Origin of the sequence: Cytobacillus sp. IB215316, assembly GCF_033963865.1 — a bacterium.
GTDB lineage: Bacteria > Bacillota > Bacilli > Bacillales > SM2101 > Nanhaiella > Nanhaiella sioensis.
In genome coordinates, this window is sequence record NZ_JAXBMC010000002.1 from 73988 (window position 1) to 93160 (window position 19173).

Below are 19173 nucleotides of genomic sequence, written 5' to 3' on the forward strand. Positions count from 1 at the left end.
CTTATTTTGTTACTGAATTGTTTCATAGCTCCTGCATTGTCGAAGATGATATTTACTTATCTTTTTCTACTTTATTTAGCTGTCATCACCATTAGAATAAGATTTTATTCATTTTGTAATGTTAATTTATCTATCATTAATCATACTTTTTCACTATTCTGTAGAATTGTTGCCTAAATAGGACCACCTCTTTCTCATTTGTGACTCTTTACATTAAATAAAAAATTGTATCAACTACATCATTATTTTCTACATACATACTATGTTTCTTTTCATAGTGTTTGCACATTCCAACTTCTTAACAGATTCAAATGTTCATAGTTGACGTAACAACCTCATTCTGCATTTTTTCAACCGCTATATTTCCCTCTATTCCCTCTTGAACAACAAAGTAGCTTTTTTGGACTTATAAGTAACGATAAATAAAAAATTATTTCCTCATATCTTCATTTATAATTTTTTTTCATAAGTAGATAGGCTCAAAATCGGTAGGTCAATAGTATCCGTTCACCTAAGGAATAAAGAAAAATAAGTGAATCATCCTATAGGAAAGATTATCATACAAATGTAAAATAAGGGAGGTATATTTTCGACATATGAGGTGATATTTTGCAAGATCCAACAAACGCTAGTGTAGAAAACAAATTTTTAACACGTAAAATGACGATTTATGCAATTCTATTTATTATCTTCATAACAATAGTTACAGGTAATTATTTATTTAGAGCAAATAATCCAACAGAAGCAAGTACTGAAGCTCAACTCGAAAGCAAGAAGTTAGATTATGTAATAGATACTAATAATAATGACGAGGTAGAAGATTTAAATTCACATACTGATGAGACGCTACAAGAAAATGAAGACTTCTCTACCGAAGATAAAACCAGCACAAGTTCAAATCGTATCAGTGAAGATTCTGTTGAAGATGTACAAGAAACTGTAGAGGTTACAGAGCCTGTTTCTGAGTCTGAATCTACAAATATAGAAGAGGGACAATCTACTAAAATAGAGAGTAAACAATCTTCGGAAACCCTTTTTAGTTCTACGGAGGCATCAATTAATAGCCATAAACAGATTTCCATCCAATATGAGATTTCAAAGGGAGTAACACTTTTTCAAATTTCTAAATTATTTTACAATGAAAATAACACTGAATTTTTACAATTACATAATAATATTACGCATCCTGAATTAGATGTCAAAGAAGGAATGCAAATTGTTGTTCCAAATCCGGATAAATTAGCTGTTTATACTGTACAAGATGGTGACACATTATATCAAGTAGCAAGAAAATTCTATAGTAAACCTAAACTATTAAACTATATAATGGAATATAACGCAATACTTAACCCTGAAACCGATGTAAAAGCTGGTATTAATATTGAAATACCTACTAGTACTGGGATCGTAGTACATACCGTCCAACAAGCAGAAACGCTATATAGTATTATGAATACATATTATCAACTAGCGTATTATGTTGAACAAATAAGTAAAGTAAATGGTAATATCGAATCAATAAAAACTGGTGAAACCTTAATCATACCTAATATTTTCAAACAGCATCAAACAGCTATGACCGGAAATAGCCCGGCTGTTAATACTAACTATTTAATAGAAATCAATAGATCCAATAATCTTCTTATCGCATATAAAAATGGTGAAGAGTTTTTCAAAACAACAGTTTCAACGGGTGAAAATCTATCAACTCCTTCGGGTATATTTGAAATCATTACTAAGTTTGTTGAACCCTCATACACCGCTAAAAATATTCCAGGTGGAGATCCGTCAAACCCTTTAGGCAGTAGATGGCTAGGTCTAAGTGTACCAGGTACAACAGGGAGAACATATGGCATACATGGGACGATAAACCCTGGATCAATTGGAGAATATGTAACACAAGGTTGTATTCGAATGGAAAATGAAAAAATTGAATGGTTATTTGATCGAATTCCAATAGGTACTAAAGTAAAGATCGTTTAACCTTGCTTTTCATAATAATAAATACACAACCTAATATCATACTAAACTACGAACAATAAGAGCCTAGTAAAACTTTTAGGCTCTTTAATTACAAAAAATATATTTTGAGCAATTATCATTTTTTAGATGCACTGTTCTAAGGTAGCTCATTAATTCTATAAACCTATCTACTTATATTCTGAACAAACTCCCTTCCAAACAGCTTACATTTTTCTATTTCTTCGTCTTGAGGACCGTCCTCTATCTTTAAGCTCTCTTGAACGAGTATTCCACCTTGTTGTAAAATAGCTGACTCAAAAATATCAACTGCTCCGCAGTATATTTTATAAGACCTATCTCCTGAACCAAACACTGCAAAAGTCTTCCCTGATAAATCTACCTCAGTTAACTCATCATAAAAATCTAAAAATTCATCTGGAAGCTCCCCATCTCCCCAAGTATATGACCCAAATATGATTGAATGATATTTATCTAAAATATTTATATCTAGATCAAAGACATCTTTCTTTTCAACTGTTACACCTTCGCCCTGTATCCCTTCTTCTATTAAATCAGCTATCGATTCAGTATTACCAGACATACTCGCGTAAATGATAAGCACTGTTGACATTGTTAATCCTCCCTTAAGTAAAAAGCAAGAAGTATTAAATTGATAATTATTATCATTAATATGTTATTAGTATAACTGATATTGATAATCATTGTCAATTTTGTGCCTATCTCTGTTTCATAATTAATTGATACTTCCACCCTTACTAAATATTTCTTAAGAAAGGATGCTAGATACATATAAAATAAAGTAAAAATTAAACATCACTATACATTTATACGACTTCTTCCTTCATTACGGGGCTAGTAGCAGAAGTTCTTCTCAAAATAGTAAGAAGCACAAAGTTAATGACTCCTACACTAGAAAAAATAATCCAAGGAAACATACTATTAGAAAAATTTTTCATCAAATAGGTACCTGTGAAATTTCCTAAAGTTGCCCCAATAGCAAAGGATATTTCAAAAAAACCAAAATATGAACCTTGAAACTGCCCGGAAGTAAATTCTGAAATTGCAATATCTGATGAGGGTAATACAAACGTTTCACCTATTGTAAATACGATTATACATATTAATAACCAATATGGCGATGAATTGAGACTAATCATTAACAAAGAAAATGACATGGTGAGCACACCTACTGTAAGCAGGCTGTATATGTTCATTTTAAGAAATAATTGTTTGATCATTATCATTACCATCAATCCTGTTGTAGCATTGACTGTGATGACTAAACTAACATAACTCTCACTACTGGTTAAATTGTACATATGTAACGGTATCGATACTGTTAGCTGAGAAAACATGAACCAAAAAAATATCATTGCTACACAATAGAGGATGTATTTTTTATTTTTGGCGATATGCTTTACGCTTACAAGAATAGAAGGGCGTAAACTCATTGTGTAATCGCTACGCTTTACTAACAGAAGTTGGACTACAAATAATATGTAAAAAACAATGCCACTAATAACAAATGGGTAGCTAGGATTAACAAATAGTAACACCCCTCCCATAAGAGGTCCAATGATTGCTCCGGCATTTAGTGAAAGGTTTAAATAAGTAAACACTCTCTTTTTTAACTCCTCTTGCTTTACTGATGAAAAATATGCTCTTGATGAAGGTTCATAACATGCAGATCCTACCCCAATAAGAGCAGTCCCACAAGAGACGAAGTAAAAGGACTCTGACATTGCTAAAATAATGAACCCTGTTCCCCTTATTAACAATCCGAATCCCATTAAATTTTTATAACCATATTTATCTCCGAGTCCTCCAGTTAAAAGAGGTAACCCACTTGAGGTTAAAACGATTAAAGATAATACTGTTCCAGTCTCTACTACTGAGAAATAAAGTGTATTTGACAAATAAACTGCAAAAAAGGATATAACGGCAAACCCTGCAAGATTCATCCAAAATGCTGAAAATAAGATAACTTTCGTTGTATGATTCATAGTAACCCCCTTTAGTTGTAACCTTCTTTTTATTTAGATGGTTACATTTATGTTATGTTATAATGAATAGGAATGCAACCTGTAAAATTGATTGGTGGTTACAATTATGGATAAGAATAAAGAAATTAACGAAGTATTATCTTTTTTGAACACTTGGGAAATTCCTAACAAAGACAGAATACCTAAAGATCATTTTGGAACTATATCTGATGTCTCGAATTATATTCATGAACATCTAACAATCGAAGATTCCAATGATTTATTAGATGAAGTTATCTTATTTCGGTCAGACATACGGACGACAATTGAAAAAAATGATGGAGAGCTCATCAATGAATGGATTAACAGAAGGCAAATTGCATACGAGGTTCAAATACAAAACAAAAAACCAGTCTATAACCTGATTTACAAATATAAAAGAAAAAGTCTAATCGACTATATACTGATAGACATTTTGACTTTAATCAACACAGGAACGTTTCATCGACTAAAAATTTGTCCAGATTGTAAGTGGGCCTTTTATGATCAATCAAAAAGTGGTACTAAAAAGTGGTGTAATATGAACGCAAATAGTCCCACTGGAAGAGCATGTGGGACGATATCTAAGGTAAAACGGTATAGAGAGAAGAACAGAAATAAATAGAAATCTAAACATTACACGTATTTTTAGCCACGTTACAATGTTCTACACGGCTTTTTAGCCATGTAGAACATTGTAAGTGTCTCATCTCTCAATAAAACTAAAATTCACAAACGAACCCTCTATTAACTCTACATCATTTGGTACTTTTAAATAAATAACTTGATTTACTCTCCCATCATATTGATTAAAAAGTGACTCTTCTGTAAATTGCCGAACTGGAAACGGAGCTTTTACTAGTTTAATATTTATATCCTGTGAAGGAGAGTTAATAATTAGTCTATTATCATTTAATATAAAGCCAACAGGAGCTACCTTACTAGAAAAATTGATACCATCTACAAACAATCCACTACTTAAGTTAAATACTTCGATCTTGTTATCACTACTCAATTTTCTTTCTACAATCACGTGTGGACTATACTCTTCTGAAAAGTTAACTTCCAATGTTTGATGTCTATAATCATCAAAGCTTTTTGCTTTTATAATATAGTCTGGATCAAGCTTATCTATCTCTATACTGCTCAATAATGAATAGAAGTCATGATCTGTTTCACCTTGTTTTACTTCCTGCTGTTTTAATGAATCATCGGAGACGAAAGCTATAAATACAGAACTTAATAAAAGTAATCCTGTGTATATAAAAAGTAGCCAATGAGTTATTTTTAAAGAGCTAATCTTTTTCCCGGCTTTAATCATTAAAGAGAACAGCCCTACTAAAATGATAAATAAAATAATTTGAAATGTAGCTAGCTCGAAGGAAATCATTTTCTTACCTCCATTCGATTCAGGATGCTAATGGCGGCCATAAAAAACAAGCTAGAAGTTATCAAAACTTTCACAATAAATAATACAAATATTGGCTCCGATACATAAAATTGAAAAATTTTGATGACAGATAAATAATTATCCCTTATCGTCCCTTCAAGTAAGGTCGCCTCAAGAAAAATGAAACCCAACAACGACACTGGAATAACAATGATAAATAACTTACTTACTTGAATCAGTGTTCCAATAAAGTAACCTATTGCACAAACAATTAGCCCATACAAAAAGATTGCGCTTATACCGATAACAAGTTCTTGGATTCCAGTATTAAGAACATAGAGCTGTTGGTCAATGAAAATATATCTAAGGACTTGTATTACATTCCCAGATAAAATGGCTGTAATGCTCCCTACAATGGTAGCCGAAATTAAAAAGAGAATATTCGAGAGACTGCTGCTAAGTCGATTGGTTACAAACGTAAAATCATGGTTTCTATGTGGTTTAGTCGTAATCGTAATTGCTGTAGAGAAAGCCCAAATTAATGTAAATACAATGACGATATCAGCTGCATAGTACTGGATATTGATATTAAAGTTATTACTGCCCGTAGAAATTGTTCCAATTCCACCAAGTGAAAAGATGATACCTAAAACCTGGATTCCTATGAGTGAACTAAACGAATCTATGTTTGCTTTGAGCTTGTAAAAATATTGGTTTTTAACAGTATTAGCTAATGTCACTGTCGTCAAAGACATCTTCAATACCTCCCTTCGTTTCACTAGTCAAATAAACACATAGATCACTGACTTTAACTTGAGAGATTTCAATACCTCGATGACGAGCTTGAAGGGTTGAAGTGTCAGAACCATCGTTTTTTACAACCACATAATCGGTATTCTTACCTAATCGATTTTTGAAAATAACTTCTTTTCCATTAGTCATTTTTGCTATTTCATCGGTCGGTCCTTTTATGCCAACTGCCCACTCCTTCAGTTCATCCATCGACGTATGCAATTGTTTTTCTCCATTTTTAATAAGTAAAACATCCTCCAATATATCTTCTATTTCACCCAAATGGTGACTGGATAGAATAATAGTACGCGGAAAAGCAATATAATCCTTCACCAACACCTTATAAAAATCTTTTCTAACCGCTTCATCCATTCCTGTAGTTGGTTCATCAAAAATTGTTAACGGACAACGCGACGCTAAACCGATAATCATGTTAAACGTACTTTTCTTTCCTTTTGAAAGTCTAGTGTGATAATACTTAGGATCAAAAGAAAAATACTTAAATAAATTACTTGCTAATTGCTTATTCCAATTAGGATAATAGCTTTCAGCAACTTCTAACAGTTCACCTAGTGGTACCGCTTGAGGAAAACTCATTAAATCATCCACAAAAATGGCATTTCCTGAGACGTGTAAATTATTGAATGGCTTGTTGGAAAAAACTTTGATTTCACCCGATGTTTCTTTTAGGAATCCTGCTATTATTTTTAACAAGGTCGTTTTTCCAGCGCCATTCCGACCAATTAATCCTGTAATTTTATTTTCCTCTATGGAAAAAGATAGGTTGTTTAAGACTTTTTTTCTTACGTATCTTTTAGTTAAGACAGAACATTCAATTACAGTCATTGTCTCTCCTCCTTAACCATTTCTTCTCTTATCATTTCAATTAACTCGTTATCTTCTATTTGCAACTGATTGGCTTCTAAAACCAATTCCTGTATTAACCCCTTCAATGTTTGATTTCTTCTTTTAGCTATAATCATGTCTTTTGCTCCACCAGAGACAAACATTCCAAGTCCGCGTTTTTTGTAAAGAATATTTTCGTCCACTAGAAGACTAAGCCCTTTCGCTGCAGTTGCTGGATTAATCGTATACATGTCAGCTAATTGATACTGTGAATACACCTTGTCATCACTTTCGAAATGACCGTTTAATATCTCTGATTCAATCCATTCAGCAATTTGCACATAAATTGGCTTAGTACTTTCTGTATTTAGAATTGTCTCCGCCTCCTTTCTAACATAGTGCATTACTGTTGTAATGTAGTATATAATAAACTAAAATATTCCACAATAGGCTTTCAGTATTTTTGTGTATTAACATAAAGTTTATTTTCGTATGGAGCTATAAAAACTAACACAACTACATATCGTTTTTGTCCAGGAACGATGAAATTAGCTTATAACCTTATTCACGAGGGCCTTGTCCAAAGACAAAGTAGTTATTATTACATTTTTAAAAGATGTCTTAAAAATGAACACAATCTTTCTGTATTCTGAGTTGCTACTATGTATGAATATAGAGTCTTAATTTTTTTATAACAAATAAGCCTATCATAAGTTGATAGCCCATTATAATAATCATAACTTTAATTGTTTAGAGAGCTGATGACATTTTAAATTCAGATGGGATAATGAAATTTGATGAACTAAGTTTAACTGTCGAGGCATAACAAAGTATGTTGTGTACATGAGAGGGTTTTACTGTTTGTGATTTCAACTTTATACAATCTAACAATGCATACCCAGCAACAAAGACTACTATAGTGACCGCTGTTTCGTTTACAATTATATCAAAGATGAAAAGCGGAATTGCTAATAAATCAACTTAGAGAAGTCAAGTATAAGAATGGACAATTAGCAAAGAGAGTCATCGGCATTAAAAGCCAAATAGCATATAATCGTCCCAGTTGTCTAACATTTTATATTCTTAATATAAAAATGGGAACCAATCATTTATGGCTCCCTAATAATCTCACTTACTCTTTTTTTAATGAGGCTCGTTCGTTAACTTTGTTGCTATTTTTCCGAAAAAGAACAGTATGAAGGGTATTTATGAAACCTCATTATTGTAAAAGATGAAAGGATGGCACGACCGTCCTTATATATTAGAACGAAAAGCAAAAATCGTTGCGAAAACAGGCTTAAATTCTTTAATTGCTTTCATATCGATCTATATCTGCTTTTAATATTGAGTACATATATAAATCATCAAATTTACCACACGTATACTCATAACTTCTAAGCAACCCTTCTCTAGTAAACCCTTGCCGTTCAACTAGTTTTTGTGATGGAAGATTAGCAGGTTCTATTAAAGCCTCAATTCTTTCTAACTGACAATGACGAAACCCATAATTAATAACAGCCCCTAACGCTTCACTAGCTATACCTTTCCCCCAAAAATCTTTACTTAATTCAAATCCAACTTCAGCTCTGAAATGTTTAGATTTCATGTTTAGAAAACCACAACTTCCTATCACCTTGTTATGACCTTTTAAAGTAATTCCCCACCTAATACCTGTACCTTCTTCTATAATAGAATCATACCACTTAATCTCATCCCAAACGTCGGATAATGATTGGAAAGGTGTTAAACCAATATGTTTCACAACTTCTTCATCTGAAAGATATGCAAGCATTTCATTCGCATCATTTTTTGTCACTTTTCTTAAGATTAATCTATCTGTTTCAATAATTGGAAAATTACCATCCATGCGTTTTCCCTCTCTCTTTAAACAATAATACGATAATTGATGGATTTCATGTCTTTATTTCTAAAATTATAATTTTTTTGTATTTAAACTAATTTTTTGCTGATATATATCGAAAACGAGCATAGGATAAGTGGTTTTTTCGAATCATTATGATCTATTTTCATCATTTACTTCTATTTGTAAATTCTCCTGCAAAGCAAAATAGTATGTATAAAGCTAGTTGTTCATATATATTTTTACAACTATGGAAATACTACAATAGTTAATAAATGCTAGCACACAATATGAAGAAAATCACCCTATACTACGCATTCTCTTATGATCCTCAAGTTCAAGGAAGATATTGCTCCTCAATCATGATGACTTCATCATGATTTATATATAAGTAAAAGAGTCTCTCATATGGTTCAATAAGCATGTTAAGATCTTCTGTGTAGCTTTTATTGTTACCGTCAGCTATATATAGCAATAAATCCGAACTAAGCCGATAATTCATTTGCTCAACTTGCTTATTTTGTATATAAAAACCATTTGGTAAGAAGACTTCCTCTCTAGACACATTCGCATCATCCATTATGGCTCGTATCGCTTGTTCTCCACTTAAATAATTAACAGCATCGATAGTAATATATTTATCAAGATTGTCAGAGTGCAAGTCAGTTATAAACCCAGTAATAATCTCAATACTAGGAAGTTTTGTTATTAAATGTTCTAATTGTTCTAATTTTTGGTTATCAAGCAGGTACATGTCTTTAACTCCAACTCTGAAGTCTTCTTCTTTAGAGTCCATCATGTCATTCACCTGGTCTTCACTGATTTTTTCATTTAGACGCTCTTCCAACTGAGCAACTCGTTCTTTTAGTTTAGCTATTTCAGCTTGCTCTTTTGAATGTATGTCATGATTACAACCAACTAAAACGAGTAATAAAACTATAGGTACGATTCTTGTCCACATGGCACATTTCCCTCGAATATCATTATTGAATAGGCTGTTATTGCATAGATTGTTGTTTTTTTGTCAAAAAATAAACACGTTTGCAACTAGACGTCGTGCATCTTTTCTTCTGTAAAACGACATTTTTCTCTATTATTTTAGTAACCATAGCAACAACGTTTACGAAAAGAGTCTAGTTTAATCATCTATGCCCTTCCCTTGTTCTAATAACGGCTCATACATCATAATAGCGTGGTTTTCAGTAATATATTCGTCTTTACAAACATCACCATTGTTATTGTAAACTTTCCTATGTAGTAAATTGTGTCGGACGTATTTGCCAAAAGTGGACATTGTAATGAAATGGTCCTTTTCATTTGGCATAACCCTCCACCTATACCTACTTTATACGAGCCATGAGACAAAACCATTCCATTAACATACCCTTTTCCCTTCGTAGGTTTCCCTATTAATTTCCAATACGAAAATGTTTCACCAGGTTTTAAAACAATGCCGTTAATATTTTTTATTGCTAAATGTATGTTGTGAACTTTATTTTGTTGTAGCCACATATCAACATTTTTCAACTTGCGTAACAGTGGGGTTTGATGTTTATATATGATAATAGGAAGCATAACATTGTGTTTTTCAGTTGCAAAATATGTATCATTAAAATACCATTTTAAATAACGCTTAGAAATATAATAGATCTTTCCTACGTTTGTTCTCAATTTTGAACGCTGAACGGGTTGTTTCATATTCACTTCATTCCCCCAATATGAAATAAATACACAGGAGCCTTGGATAAGTTCGTTCTTTTGTAAATAATATTTCTCAACTTTTGTTTAAATAAACTAATTGGATAAGCTCTTTATGACATTATTATCATCTAAATAGAACAACAGTTGCCAAGATCACGAGACTATTCTTATAAAGCTCCTAGTATGATAACCCACAATTAAATTATTTCTTCATGTTTTCTTTAATTAAATTGATAACTCTTTCAATTGAGTTATCATTATTTGATCTTTCCATCTTTTCTATATATTGATGTCGATCTTTATAAACATTTTTTATTGCAGCCTGTAGTGATTCTTTTGAAAGTTTTTCTTCAAAGAGAACTTTACTAAAGCCTTGATCTTCAAATGATTTGGCATTTAACAATTGATCCCCACGACTTGCTTCTTTTGTTAATGGAATAAGCAGCATTGGCTTTTTCAATGCTAACAGTTCGAAAATAACATTTGAACCCGCTCTTGATATAACAATGTCAGCCATCGATAAAAGATCAGGTAATTCTTCTTTCACATATTCAAACTGCTTGTAGGAACGATCATTTATTAACTTATCTACTTGTCCCTTCCCACAAATATGCACGATTTGAAAATGTGGTAACAGCTTGTCAAGACTTGCTCTTACAACTTCATTAATTCGCCTAGAACCAAGACTTCCACCTACAACTAACAGCGTAGGTTTATTTTTTGTAAAGCCCGTGATTACCCTTCCTTGGACAGGATTACCTTCAAATATTTCTTTACGAACAATCGCCCCAACGTGTTCAACCTTATGCGTAGGTAAATGATCCCTTGTTTCTGGAAATGTCGTACATACCTTAGTTGTAAAGGGGAGTGAAAGTTTATTTGCTAAGCCTGGTGTTAAATCTGATTCATGAGTGATTATAGGTACTTTGTTCAATTTTGCACCAATAATTACAGGTACGGAAACAAACCCCCCTTTTGAAAAGACGACATTAGGTTTCCTTCTTTTTATTATTGTATAAGCTTGAAATACTCCTTTTACGACTTTGAAAGGGTCTTTAATATTATTCCAATCAAAGTATCGACGCAACTTTCCTGTTGAAATGCTATGATAATTTACTTCCTGAATACTCTCAGTAAGTTCTTTTTCAATCCCATTAATTGAACCGATATAATCAATTTCCCAACCTTCTTTTATAAAATAAGGAATCAGTGCCAGGTTTACTGTTACATGCCCTGCTGATCCTCCTCCTGTAAACAAAATTCTATTAGTCATTTTTATTCACCCTCATTATTTGCTTATCATGATGTCAAATCATAAACAAATGTTACCATATCAACTTACTCTTGTGGAAGAATAAACTTAAAAAACCATATTGAAATTGTTATAAAAAATGATATACTTATTTTAATTATTGTTATTCCTAAAACTTTTTATGAATGTAGTTCATAATATAGAGCACTAGGAGTAAGAATAAGCATTACATAGTGGAAGATATCCACACAGGAGGAAAAAATGGCACAAGGTAAAGTTAAGTGGTTTAATTCAGAAAAAGGTTTTGGATTTATCGAAGTTGAAGGCGGAGACGATGTATTCGTACACTTTTCTGCAATTCAAGGTGATGGATTCAAAACACTAGAAGAAGGTCAAGAAGTTTCTTTCGATATCGAAGAAGGTAACCGTGGCCCTCAAGCTTCAAACGTTCAAAAATTTTAAGCTTTAACCTGTATTAAACCGTCTAATTCTTTAGGCGGTTTTTTACATTTACAATGTTGTGAGCTTTAATTAAGGCTTTTTAAAAAAATCCCAAAACTAAGTTCTTTTGCAATTTCGTGCTTTCTTATTCATTTGGAAGGATTTACTATCACATGCAGTAAAACACACATCTTACAGACTAATCAACGTGTTAGTTATTTCGCGCTTTTTACTTAATACGTATACAATCATGTGAAAACAGCCTTAAACAATTTTATAATGCCTACAATTGTTGCAGGCATCATGTTCACAATACAGCTTTATCAGGATCAGCTGTCTTCTTTGTTGGTAACTTAAATAAAAACCCTTCCGTATATGGTGTTGGCTCGTTGTTTTCATATTCCTTCACTGTCTTAGCTAAATAATCCCTTGCTTCTTGCTCAGTACGCTTTCTTGTGACAATTTCATGCATAATATTTAACGCAGCATAGTTCATCGCCTCATTATCACACCTTGCAGTCACTTCACCTTTTGTACGATCTAATATGATACTCCCATCAAACCTTGCAATATTATCGTATAAATGTATCGGTACTCTATAGGCTATGGTTTGTTCAATGAAATCAACATGTTTTTTAGGAAAATTGTGCGGTATGGTTTCTTTATATATTACTGTGCGTTTCCAAGGTTCATTGTTATACCAAATTATCATTCTTGGTGTTGCCTCATCTGGAAGGCCATATTTTTTCATGAACTTCAAAGCTTCATTTCTTGGGCCATCATTCCACTTTTGTATCACTTGCTGTACATACATTTGCATTGGCGTTCTTACGCTGTTCATTCTCTTCGGAAACTGAAGGTTTGTTTGTTGTGTATAATAATTGCCTCCAGGCTGATAGTACATTTGGTTTCTACCTCCTCCTATTTCTCGTATTTAGTGTATGCGTTCGCCTCTTTTTCGCTACTACCTAATTTCTATAGTTTTTATATGGTGTAAGGATATTTTTAAAAATTATATATACTCGCTGAATAAAAAGAAAAAAATTGGTTAATGTAATCAATAACAGGAAAAATTTATATTGTATAAAACACGATACTAATACAAAGGTGACTATGATGGAGCTAAAAGAAAATATGCAATTTGAAATTACGACAAAGTTTGTTCCCAATTTCTATAATTCAAAAAAATTAAAAGTAGTAAAGATCAATGCTTCTAATGTAAGGATTGAAATGGAGAATGCAAAATATGGCGGTGTTTTTCCGCTTGATTTATTCCAGTCATTAATTCGGAATGGTGCATTATTACTTGACGATGGTAGAGAGTCTGAAGAGGATACAGCCTAAATAAAATAGTGACACATCAAAAGCATTTCTTAAGTTCTACTCTTAAGTATGATTGGATTGAATAACATAAAAACTCGGCTAGTTAGCCGAGTCTAGTCTGTTGCTACTAAAATTTATCTAGGTCAATGTCCCAAAACAATTCAGTACCAAACCATTTTTTGAACTCTTCTTGTTTTTCTTTATTTTCATTATACCTTTTAATCATACCTTCTGTTTGTGTACGGTGAGCCTTCAAAGCATTTACTTTAATATCGAATACGTCATTTACATCGGCAGTGAAAGTTGGGTTACCGAGTACCTCAAAACGATTTTTTGATATTGCATGACCTAATACTCTCGGTCTATTGTCATCCTTTATTTTTTTTGCTGCTTTAACTGTAGCTAAACCGCATGCATCATGGTCAGGATGAACACCATGATCCGGATAGTGGGTAATGATCAATGACGGGTTCACATCATCTATCACAGCTTTTATACTATTAACTAGTTTTGCTTCATCTTCGAATTCTAACGTTTTATCCCTAAACCCTAACATACGCAAATCCTTAATTCCTAATACAGAACAAGCCTCTTGTAGTTCAGTTTTTCTTAACATTCTAAGGGTCTCTCTATTTGCGATTGGCGGACTCCCCATGTTCCTACCCATTTCTCCAAGTGTAGCGCAAGCATATGTAACAGGAATTCCTTTTTTAGAATATTGCGCTATTAACCCACCTACACCAAAAGCTTCGTCATCTGGATGTGGTAATACAACAAGTACATGTCGTTCCATCTCTTTCTACCTCCTTACTCATTAAATGGTTGTTTACTAAGCTGTAATGATATGGCTAAACGGCCTTCCTTATCATGCCCAGCAAGCAATACTTGGGATTGGTCATTAATCTCCCAATCAGTAATTCCTTCTGCATAAACCCAGCCTTGTTCTATTTTTAGTCCTATACGATACGGTCCGGGGCCCTTAATTTTTGCTTGTGAGAAACAAATTGGCACGTTTCTTATAAAAGCGGCAACTGTCATATTTTTTTCATCGAAATGATTAGCATAGGCACCAGTAGTTGTTTCTAAATGTACGAATAACTTTTCGTTCAAGAGTTTATCGAGTACCTCTTGGACATTTTCCTTTTCAATTGGCTTCACAGTATCTCACTCCAATAAAAATGTAATAGGGATAAAGAGAACATTTTAATACATGGGACTACCAACTAATATCGTATACTTTTTTCCATTTATTAGTATACAAAATAGCATACTAATGAAAGAAACACTTGGTACAAGAATATTTAAGTTTATTTTACATTTCAAATGGCTGTTTTCGTATTAATTGTTGTTTTTCGTATTAAGAATAAACACGTACACAAATAGAGTTCGTGGCATCTTTTCTTCAGTACAACAATTTCTAACAATATAAAACCATTTTTATAGTACTAATTTGATAACAATACAACAATGTTCACACATAGGGCCTTTCAAATAAACTCCACGATAGCCCTCAACGTTAGTCCCACGCAAAAAATGAAATCATTACATAAACTATAGTATATTCATTGGATTGAAACAACTAGTATGCTTACATCACAAATAAATTCATTAGAGAGGAGATTCAAACAATATGTGTCAACATATTTACCACAGATGTTGTTCATATAGAGGAAGACCTGTGGAAGTTCGCTTAAGAGGTGGAGGAGTTCATCGAGGTATTGTAGACAGTGTAACACCCTCACACGTATATATTAGACCAATTGGCCCGGGACCGAGACGTTTCGGCGGGTATGGTCTAGGATTTGTTGGAGGATATGGTGGATACGGTGGGTTCGGTGGAGCTGCTGCAGTTGCAGCTGTTGCGATAGTCGGTATAGTCGCAATAACTGCACTCGCATTCGCTTTTTTCTGGTAAGTACTTTGCTTTCACTCTCAGTTGAATTCATCTCTCCAAAGGCACTATAGCCTTTGGAGATCCATTTTTTACTGCCTATGATTACTTTAAAATAAGCTGAGAATTTTACTAACCTTGTACTTTCTCTTCTTTTATAGCTTCCTTCTTAGCTATAAAAACTCCATAACCTAAAATATGTCGATATTTTTGGGTCATATCATTATGATTTGCCCATAATTTAAATAACTCAGGGTCTATGTTCGCTGAAAAATTGAATTCTGGTTGCTCTTGCCTAAATAAAGAATTGTTTACAGTAGATGTTTTTAACACATCTACTGTGGCAAAACCAGTTTGTGTTAATTTTGTTATCCATTGTTTCTTTGTTAATATTTCTGATATATCATACATGCTCTTTATTTCTTTAACTTCATGCTGTAATAATAGCTTATCTGTCGTCATTTCAATGGCTAATAATACACCATTATCCTTCAATACACGGCTATATTCTTGTAAAGATGTTGAAATATCAGTAAAACACGTAACAGATTCAGCTATTACGATATCAAAAAAGTTATTAGGAAACGGCATGTATCTAATATCAGCCTCTTGAACGTGTACTTGTAAGTTATTTTCAGCAAATCTCTTCTTTGCTTTTGATATCATAACAGGATGGTTATCAAGTGCATACATATTACATTTGTATTTCTTTTTAATGTAAGCTGTCGTTTGACCTGTTCCACACCCAACTTCTAACACACGACTAGATTGATCAATCGGCAATTCAGATAATACCTCTTTTGACAAAAGAAATCCACCAGGGTGAGCTCCGCCAATACCAAATTCTGCAAGAAAATCAATGTATTTAAAAGTTTTCATTGATCCCAACCTTTTTTCATCATGATGATAGCATTATATGAATATTCTTAAAAGATGTACCATGAAAACATAGTTACAACAAAATGAATGCTGTTATCCACAAGTGGCTATAATTATTTCATCATGTTCTCTTACACTTACATAATATTTTCATATTTTACAAGTCAACATCTCATCAGCTGCATATAATAATGCTGAATCGTTTAGATGCTATTTAAGGGTTACAGATGGAAATCTAGATTATGCCATTTTTTCTATGTGTTTTCAGTATAGGTGCATCATGAAAGGTTGTTATCACCTTGATTGTTGTTTTTCATGTTATGAAATATACACGGGGAACAACTAGCGTTTCGTGGCATCATTTCTTCTGTAATATGATTACTAACATATAAAGCCGCTTCTTATGGGATAAACTTGGTAATAATAGCAACAAAGTTTACAAATGAGCTTAATGAAAAAACAAATGTAAGCGAGTGAGGGAAATGTTATTTATAGCGCACCGAGGTGCTTCTGGATATGCACCTGAGAATACATTTGCAGCATTTGATAAAGCAGTTGCCTTAGAGGCTGACTACATTGAAATAGATGTACAAATGACAAGGGATCAAGAGCTTGTCGTCATACATGATATTACAGTAGACCGTACAACTAATGGAACCGGGAATGTGAAAGACTATTCTCTTAGGTCTATTAAACAATTAAAAGCGGGAAACTGGTTTCATGCAGATTTCAAAAAAGAAAAAGTTCCTACTTTAGGAGAGGTGCTCGATCAATATTCTGACAAAATAGGGATTATCATTGAATTGTGCAACCCCTTTCTATATCCAAAGATCGAACAAAAACTAGCTGCAGAGCTCAAAAAGCGGAACCTTGAACAACAAAATTCCAACATAATTATTCAATCGTTTTATCCTTCTACGCTAAAGAAACTTCATAAACTCTTACCAAATGTAAAAAAAGCGTTGTTATTACATTTTTTATTTCACGATTTTTCCAAACAAACACTTGAAAGTTACCGCTCTTTTATTCATTATATGAATGCTTACTGGACCATCTTAAATAGCTCTACGATAAATCATCTCCATTACTATAATTTTGAAATCTTTGCCTGGACAATAAACGACATGAATACGATGAACGAGCTTGCTAAATTAAAAATTAGAGGGGTTGTCACAGATTTCCCAGACTTTAAAACAAGATTTCAAGTTTAATGTGTGTCTCCCCTTTATTCTGTTCATCTACTAAGCAAGAATATACACTTGCTCGGAATGAACTTATTTTCATTTTCTCAGCGAATAACCTATACAAATCAAAATAATTTACATAACCTATTTTTGAGAAAACTAGTGCTAACACACAATAATTTGTTGAGAGGAGAGGAACTACGTTGGCGAATGAAAAGAAAAGTCAACCAAACAAAAGCCCAATGAAATTAATGAATGAATTTTTTCAGGAACGGCCGCGAAGATCTGCTTTTTCAGCAATAGATGATTACTTTTTACTAGCTGCCCCTGAAAACTCTTTCCCTGTAGATGTCTTTGAAACAGAAAAACACTTTGTAATACAAGCTGAATTACCAGGTGTACCGCGTGAGGATATTATTATTGACAGATTAAGTAATGAATTACGAATCAAGGTAAAGCGAGAACTCAAAAATAACAGAACTAACAACAATCCGTTTTTCAGACCCCAAAGACCACCTAAGAATGAAAAGTCTATTTCACTTCCTGAATATGTTTTACCACATAAATTAACGGCTACTCATCGAAATGGTATATTGGAAGTACTAATCCCTAAGAAAAAAAGGAAAAAAATTGACATAGACTAATTCAATTGAAAAAACAAAAATAAAAACAGGGTGATTCCAATCCCTGTTTTATTTTTATATATATAACTTCGGAACAGACTGTCCCTCTGTATTTTGCGCTTTGCGACTTAGAGCTTCTCGATTTTTCCCTTGGGAATTTCCACTTGTTTTTCTTTTTGTTGTTTTTTTATTACTGTCAGATGTTTTCTTCTTCTTTGGAGTACTTTTAGTCCCCTCATTCGATGTTTTTTTCTTTACATTTTTTTTATTTTGATCGCCCGTTTTCTTTGTTGATTGACTCGTTTTATTACTATTATTATCCTGCTCTTCTTCTTCTTCTTCATCTTCTGTTATATCTGTATTTTCTGACTCTGATTCTGTGTCATCTTCGTCTTCACTATCATCATTGAGTGATCTCATCATCTTAACCATTGATGGAATGTTTCTAACCAAGGGTCCATATTGTTGCACCATAGGAATTGTTTGTTGTGTCATATTTAACACTTTTTGAACATTACCTAACATTCCCATGATGTTTGAGCCACCAGTAGCCCCGCCGCCACCAAGAAATCTTGATAAAAGCCCCCCAGTTTGTGCTGCCTGTTGTGTCCCAGCTGCTGCCCCGCCAGTAGCATTAGGTAACATTCCACCTAATTGCTGAGCGCCCCCTAAGCCTCCAAACATTTGGTTTGGTACAGTACCAGCAACATTTCCTGGGTTAACTCCTCCACCTCCTAGTAATCTACCAAGAATTCCTGGTCTAGCTGCTGCTTGTTGCATTTGATTGGCAGCTCCCCCAATCATATTTGCTCCTCCTGTAGGGGGTCGAAACAATCCGGGTCGTATTGGCGCTTGGTTTGCTATTGGTGGAGGTGTCGGCCTTTGAAATGGAAACATATATCTATCCTCCTTTCTGTAGTAATCAGAAAGTTATCTTTATTGGGTACATAATATGTTTATTCGTTTCAAAATGAAAATGAAACTGC

At 33.2% G+C, this 19173-nt stretch carries 21 protein-coding genes and 1 pseudogene; 7 read left to right on the forward strand and 15 right to left on the reverse strand.

From position 1 onward, the window contains the following. The first annotated feature begins 609 nt into the window (after positions 1 to 609). Positions 610 to 1983 carry a L,D-transpeptidase family protein gene (locus tag SLH48_RS22450; protein ID WP_413785393.1) on the forward strand — a complete coding sequence of 458 codons (1374 nt, stop codon included), beginning with the start codon at positions 610 to 612 and terminating at the stop codon, positions 1981 to 1983. Positions 1984 to 2146: 163 nt separating this feature from the next. On the opposite strand, the gene SLH48_RS04700 is transcribed toward SLH48_RS22450, so the two are convergent. After that, the gene (locus tag SLH48_RS04700) at positions 2147 to 2593 is read right to left on the reverse strand and encodes a flavodoxin (RefSeq protein ID WP_320257206.1); all 447 of its coding nucleotides are present in this window, start codon (positions 2591 to 2593) and stop codon (positions 2147 to 2149) included. Between the two features lie 214 nt (positions 2594 to 2807). Beyond that, a complete protein-coding gene (locus tag SLH48_RS04705) occupies positions 2808 to 3986 on the reverse strand; it encodes an MFS transporter (RefSeq protein ID WP_320257207.1) in 1179 nt (392 codons plus the stop codon). A gap of 106 nt (positions 3987 to 4092) precedes the next feature. On the opposite strand from SLH48_RS04705, the gene SLH48_RS04710 reads away from it, so the two are divergent. Then, positions 4093 to 4629: a CGNR zinc finger domain-containing protein gene (locus SLH48_RS04710; protein WP_320257208.1), complete on the forward strand. Its 537-nt coding sequence runs from the start codon at positions 4093 to 4095 to the stop codon at positions 4627 to 4629. A gap of 81 nt (positions 4630 to 4710) precedes the next feature. Here the strand turns inward: SLH48_RS04710 and SLH48_RS04715 are convergent, their stop codons facing one another. From SLH48_RS04715 to SLH48_RS04750, 8 genes and pseudogenes are all read right to left on the reverse strand, one after another. Beyond that, positions 4711 to 5394: a hypothetical protein gene (locus SLH48_RS04715; protein WP_320257209.1), complete on the reverse strand. Its 684-nt coding sequence runs from the start codon at positions 5392 to 5394 to the stop codon at positions 4711 to 4713. Continuing rightward, positions 5391 to 6149, reverse strand: coding sequence for a hypothetical protein (locus SLH48_RS04720; RefSeq protein ID WP_320257210.1), 759 nt, complete (start codon positions 6147 to 6149; stop codon positions 5391 to 5393). The genes SLH48_RS04715 and SLH48_RS04720 overlap by 4 nt, the downstream gene beginning before the upstream one ends. Continuing rightward, positions 6121 to 7032 (reverse strand): ABC transporter ATP-binding protein, encoded by a 912-nt coding sequence (locus SLH48_RS04725; protein ID WP_320257211.1) that lies wholly within the window; start codon positions 7030 to 7032, stop codon positions 6121 to 6123. The genes SLH48_RS04720 and SLH48_RS04725 overlap by 29 nt, the downstream gene beginning before the upstream one ends. Continuing rightward, positions 7029 to 7436: a GntR family transcriptional regulator gene (locus SLH48_RS04730; RefSeq protein ID WP_214481859.1), complete on the reverse strand. Its 408-nt coding sequence runs from the start codon at positions 7434 to 7436 to the stop codon at positions 7029 to 7031. The genes SLH48_RS04725 and SLH48_RS04730 overlap by 4 nt, the downstream gene beginning before the upstream one ends. Positions 7437 to 8338: 902 nt before the next feature. Then, entirely contained in the window at positions 8339 to 8899 is a 561-nt protein-coding gene (locus SLH48_RS04735; protein ID WP_214481860.1) for a GNAT family N-acetyltransferase, read from the reverse strand. A 331-nt stretch (positions 8900 to 9230) separates the two neighbouring features. Further along, positions 9231 to 9854 carry a hypothetical protein gene (locus SLH48_RS04740; protein ID WP_320257212.1) on the reverse strand — a complete coding sequence of 208 codons (624 nt, stop codon included), beginning with the start codon at positions 9852 to 9854 and terminating at the stop codon, positions 9231 to 9233. Positions 9855 to 10031: 177 nt separating this feature from the next. Further along, positions 10032 to 10591, reverse strand: a pseudogene (locus tag SLH48_RS04745) (VanW family protein). A gap of 205 nt (positions 10592 to 10796) precedes the next feature. Beyond that, a complete protein-coding gene (locus SLH48_RS04750) occupies positions 10797 to 11867 on the reverse strand; it encodes an undecaprenyldiphospho-muramoylpentapeptide beta-N-acetylglucosaminyltransferase (RefSeq protein ID WP_320257213.1) in 1071 nt (356 codons plus the stop codon). Positions 11868 to 12107: 240 nt separating this feature from the next. On the opposite strand from SLH48_RS04750, the gene cspD reads away from it, so the two are divergent. After that, positions 12108 to 12308, forward strand: coding sequence for a cold-shock protein CspD (cspD, locus tag SLH48_RS04755; RefSeq protein ID WP_214481863.1), 201 nt, complete (start codon positions 12108 to 12110; stop codon positions 12306 to 12308). A 286-nt stretch (positions 12309 to 12594) separates the two neighbouring features. On the opposite strand, the gene SLH48_RS04760 is transcribed toward cspD, so the two are convergent. After that, complete coding sequence (locus SLH48_RS04760) at positions 12595 to 13191, reverse strand: hypothetical protein (protein ID WP_250886586.1); 597 nt, start codon at positions 13189 to 13191, stop codon at positions 12595 to 12597. Positions 13192 to 13421: 230 nt separating this feature from the next. Between SLH48_RS04760 and SLH48_RS04765 the strand changes: the two genes are divergently transcribed. Then, complete coding sequence (locus SLH48_RS04765; protein ID WP_214481864.1) at positions 13422 to 13631, forward strand: hypothetical protein; 210 nt, start codon at positions 13422 to 13424, stop codon at positions 13629 to 13631. A gap of 106 nt (positions 13632 to 13737) precedes the next feature. On the opposite strand, the gene bshB2 is transcribed toward SLH48_RS04765, so the two are convergent. Next, positions 13738 to 14403, reverse strand: coding sequence for a bacillithiol biosynthesis deacetylase BshB2 (gene bshB2 / locus SLH48_RS04770; RefSeq protein WP_214481865.1), 666 nt, complete (start codon positions 14401 to 14403; stop codon positions 13738 to 13740). A gap of 14 nt (positions 14404 to 14417) precedes the next feature. Continuing rightward, entirely contained in the window at positions 14418 to 14759 is a 342-nt protein-coding gene (locus SLH48_RS04775) for a YojF family protein (RefSeq protein ID WP_410629503.1), read from the reverse strand. Positions 14760 to 15288: 529 nt separating this feature from the next. Between SLH48_RS04775 and SLH48_RS04780 the strand changes: the two genes are divergently transcribed. Continuing rightward, complete coding sequence (locus SLH48_RS04780) at positions 15289 to 15525, forward strand: hypothetical protein (RefSeq protein ID WP_320257214.1); 237 nt, start codon at positions 15289 to 15291, stop codon at positions 15523 to 15525. Positions 15526 to 15633: 108 nt separating this feature from the next. On the opposite strand, the gene SLH48_RS04785 is transcribed toward SLH48_RS04780, so the two are convergent. Then, a complete protein-coding gene (locus SLH48_RS04785; RefSeq protein WP_214481868.1) occupies positions 15634 to 16380 on the reverse strand; it encodes a class I SAM-dependent methyltransferase in 747 nt (248 codons plus the stop codon). A 482-nt stretch (positions 16381 to 16862) separates the two neighbouring features. Here SLH48_RS04785 and SLH48_RS04790 point away from each other — a divergent pair, with 482 nt between their 5' ends. Together SLH48_RS04790 and SLH48_RS04795 are read left to right on the forward strand one after the other, a co-directional pair. Then, positions 16863 to 17591, forward strand: coding sequence for a glycerophosphodiester phosphodiesterase (locus SLH48_RS04790; RefSeq protein ID WP_214481869.1), 729 nt, complete (start codon positions 16863 to 16865; stop codon positions 17589 to 17591). A gap of 176 nt (positions 17592 to 17767) precedes the next feature. After that, entirely contained in the window at positions 17768 to 18208 is a 441-nt protein-coding gene (locus SLH48_RS04795) for an Hsp20/alpha crystallin family protein (protein ID WP_320257215.1), read from the forward strand. 54 nt (positions 18209 to 18262) lie between these two features. Here SLH48_RS04795 and vrrA read toward each other — a convergent pair whose 3' ends face one another. Continuing rightward, positions 18263 to 19084 (reverse strand): VrrA/YqfQ family protein, encoded by an 822-nt coding sequence (gene vrrA, locus SLH48_RS04800; protein ID WP_320257216.1) that lies wholly within the window; start codon positions 19082 to 19084, stop codon positions 18263 to 18265. Between the last annotated feature and the right edge of the window lie 89 nt (positions 19085 to 19173).

Coding starts and splice junctions, on each gene's coding strand:
- SLH48_RS04700 (WP_320257206.1), bottom strand. CDS start 2,593: ATGTCAACAGTGCTTATCATTTACGCGAGTATGTCTGGTAATACTGAA.
- SLH48_RS04705 (WP_320257207.1), bottom strand. CDS start 3,986: ATGAATCATACAACGAAAGTTATCTTATTTTCAGCATTTTGGATGAAT.
- SLH48_RS04710 (WP_320257208.1), top strand. CDS start 4,093: ATGGATAAGAATAAAGAAATTAACGAAGTATTATCTTTTTTGAACACT.
- SLH48_RS04715 (WP_320257209.1), bottom strand. CDS start 5,394: ATGATTTCCTTCGAGCTAGCTACATTTCAAATTATTTTATTTATCATT.
- SLH48_RS04720 (WP_320257210.1), bottom strand. CDS start 6,149: ATGTCTTTGACGACAGTGACATTAGCTAATACTGTTAAAAACCAATAT.
- SLH48_RS04725 (WP_320257211.1), bottom strand. CDS start 7,032: ATGACTGTAATTGAATGTTCTGTCTTAACTAAAAGATACGTAAGAAAA.
- SLH48_RS04730 (WP_214481859.1), bottom strand. CDS start 7,436: ATGCACTATGTTAGAAAGGAGGCGGAGACAATTCTAAATACAGAAAGT.
- SLH48_RS04735 (WP_214481860.1), bottom strand. CDS start 8,899: ATGGATGGTAATTTTCCAATTATTGAAACAGATAGATTAATCTTAAGA.
- SLH48_RS04740 (WP_320257212.1), bottom strand. CDS start 9,854: ATGTGGACAAGAATCGTACCTATAGTTTTATTACTCGTTTTAGTTGGT.
- SLH48_RS04750 (WP_320257213.1), bottom strand. CDS start 11,867: ATGACTAATAGAATTTTGTTTACAGGAGGAGGATCAGCAGGGCATGTA.
- cspD (WP_214481863.1), top strand. CDS start 12,108: ATGGCACAAGGTAAAGTTAAGTGGTTTAATTCAGAAAAAGGTTTTGGA.
- SLH48_RS04760 (WP_250886586.1), bottom strand. CDS start 13,191: ATGTACTATCAGCCTGGAGGCAATTATTATACACAACAAACAAACCTT.
- SLH48_RS04765 (WP_214481864.1), top strand. CDS start 13,422: ATGCAATTTGAAATTACGACAAAGTTTGTTCCCAATTTCTATAATTCA.
- bshB2 (WP_214481865.1), bottom strand. CDS start 14,403: ATGGAACGACATGTACTTGTTGTATTACCACATCCAGATGACGAAGCT.
- SLH48_RS04785 (WP_214481868.1), bottom strand. CDS start 16,380: ATGAAAACTTTTAAATACATTGATTTTCTTGCAGAATTTGGTATTGGC.
- SLH48_RS04790 (WP_214481869.1), top strand. CDS start 16,863: ATGTTATTTATAGCGCACCGAGGTGCTTCTGGATATGCACCTGAGAAT.
- vrrA (WP_320257216.1), bottom strand. CDS start 19,084: ATGTTTCCATTTCAAAGGCCGACACCTCCACCAATAGCAAACCAAGCG.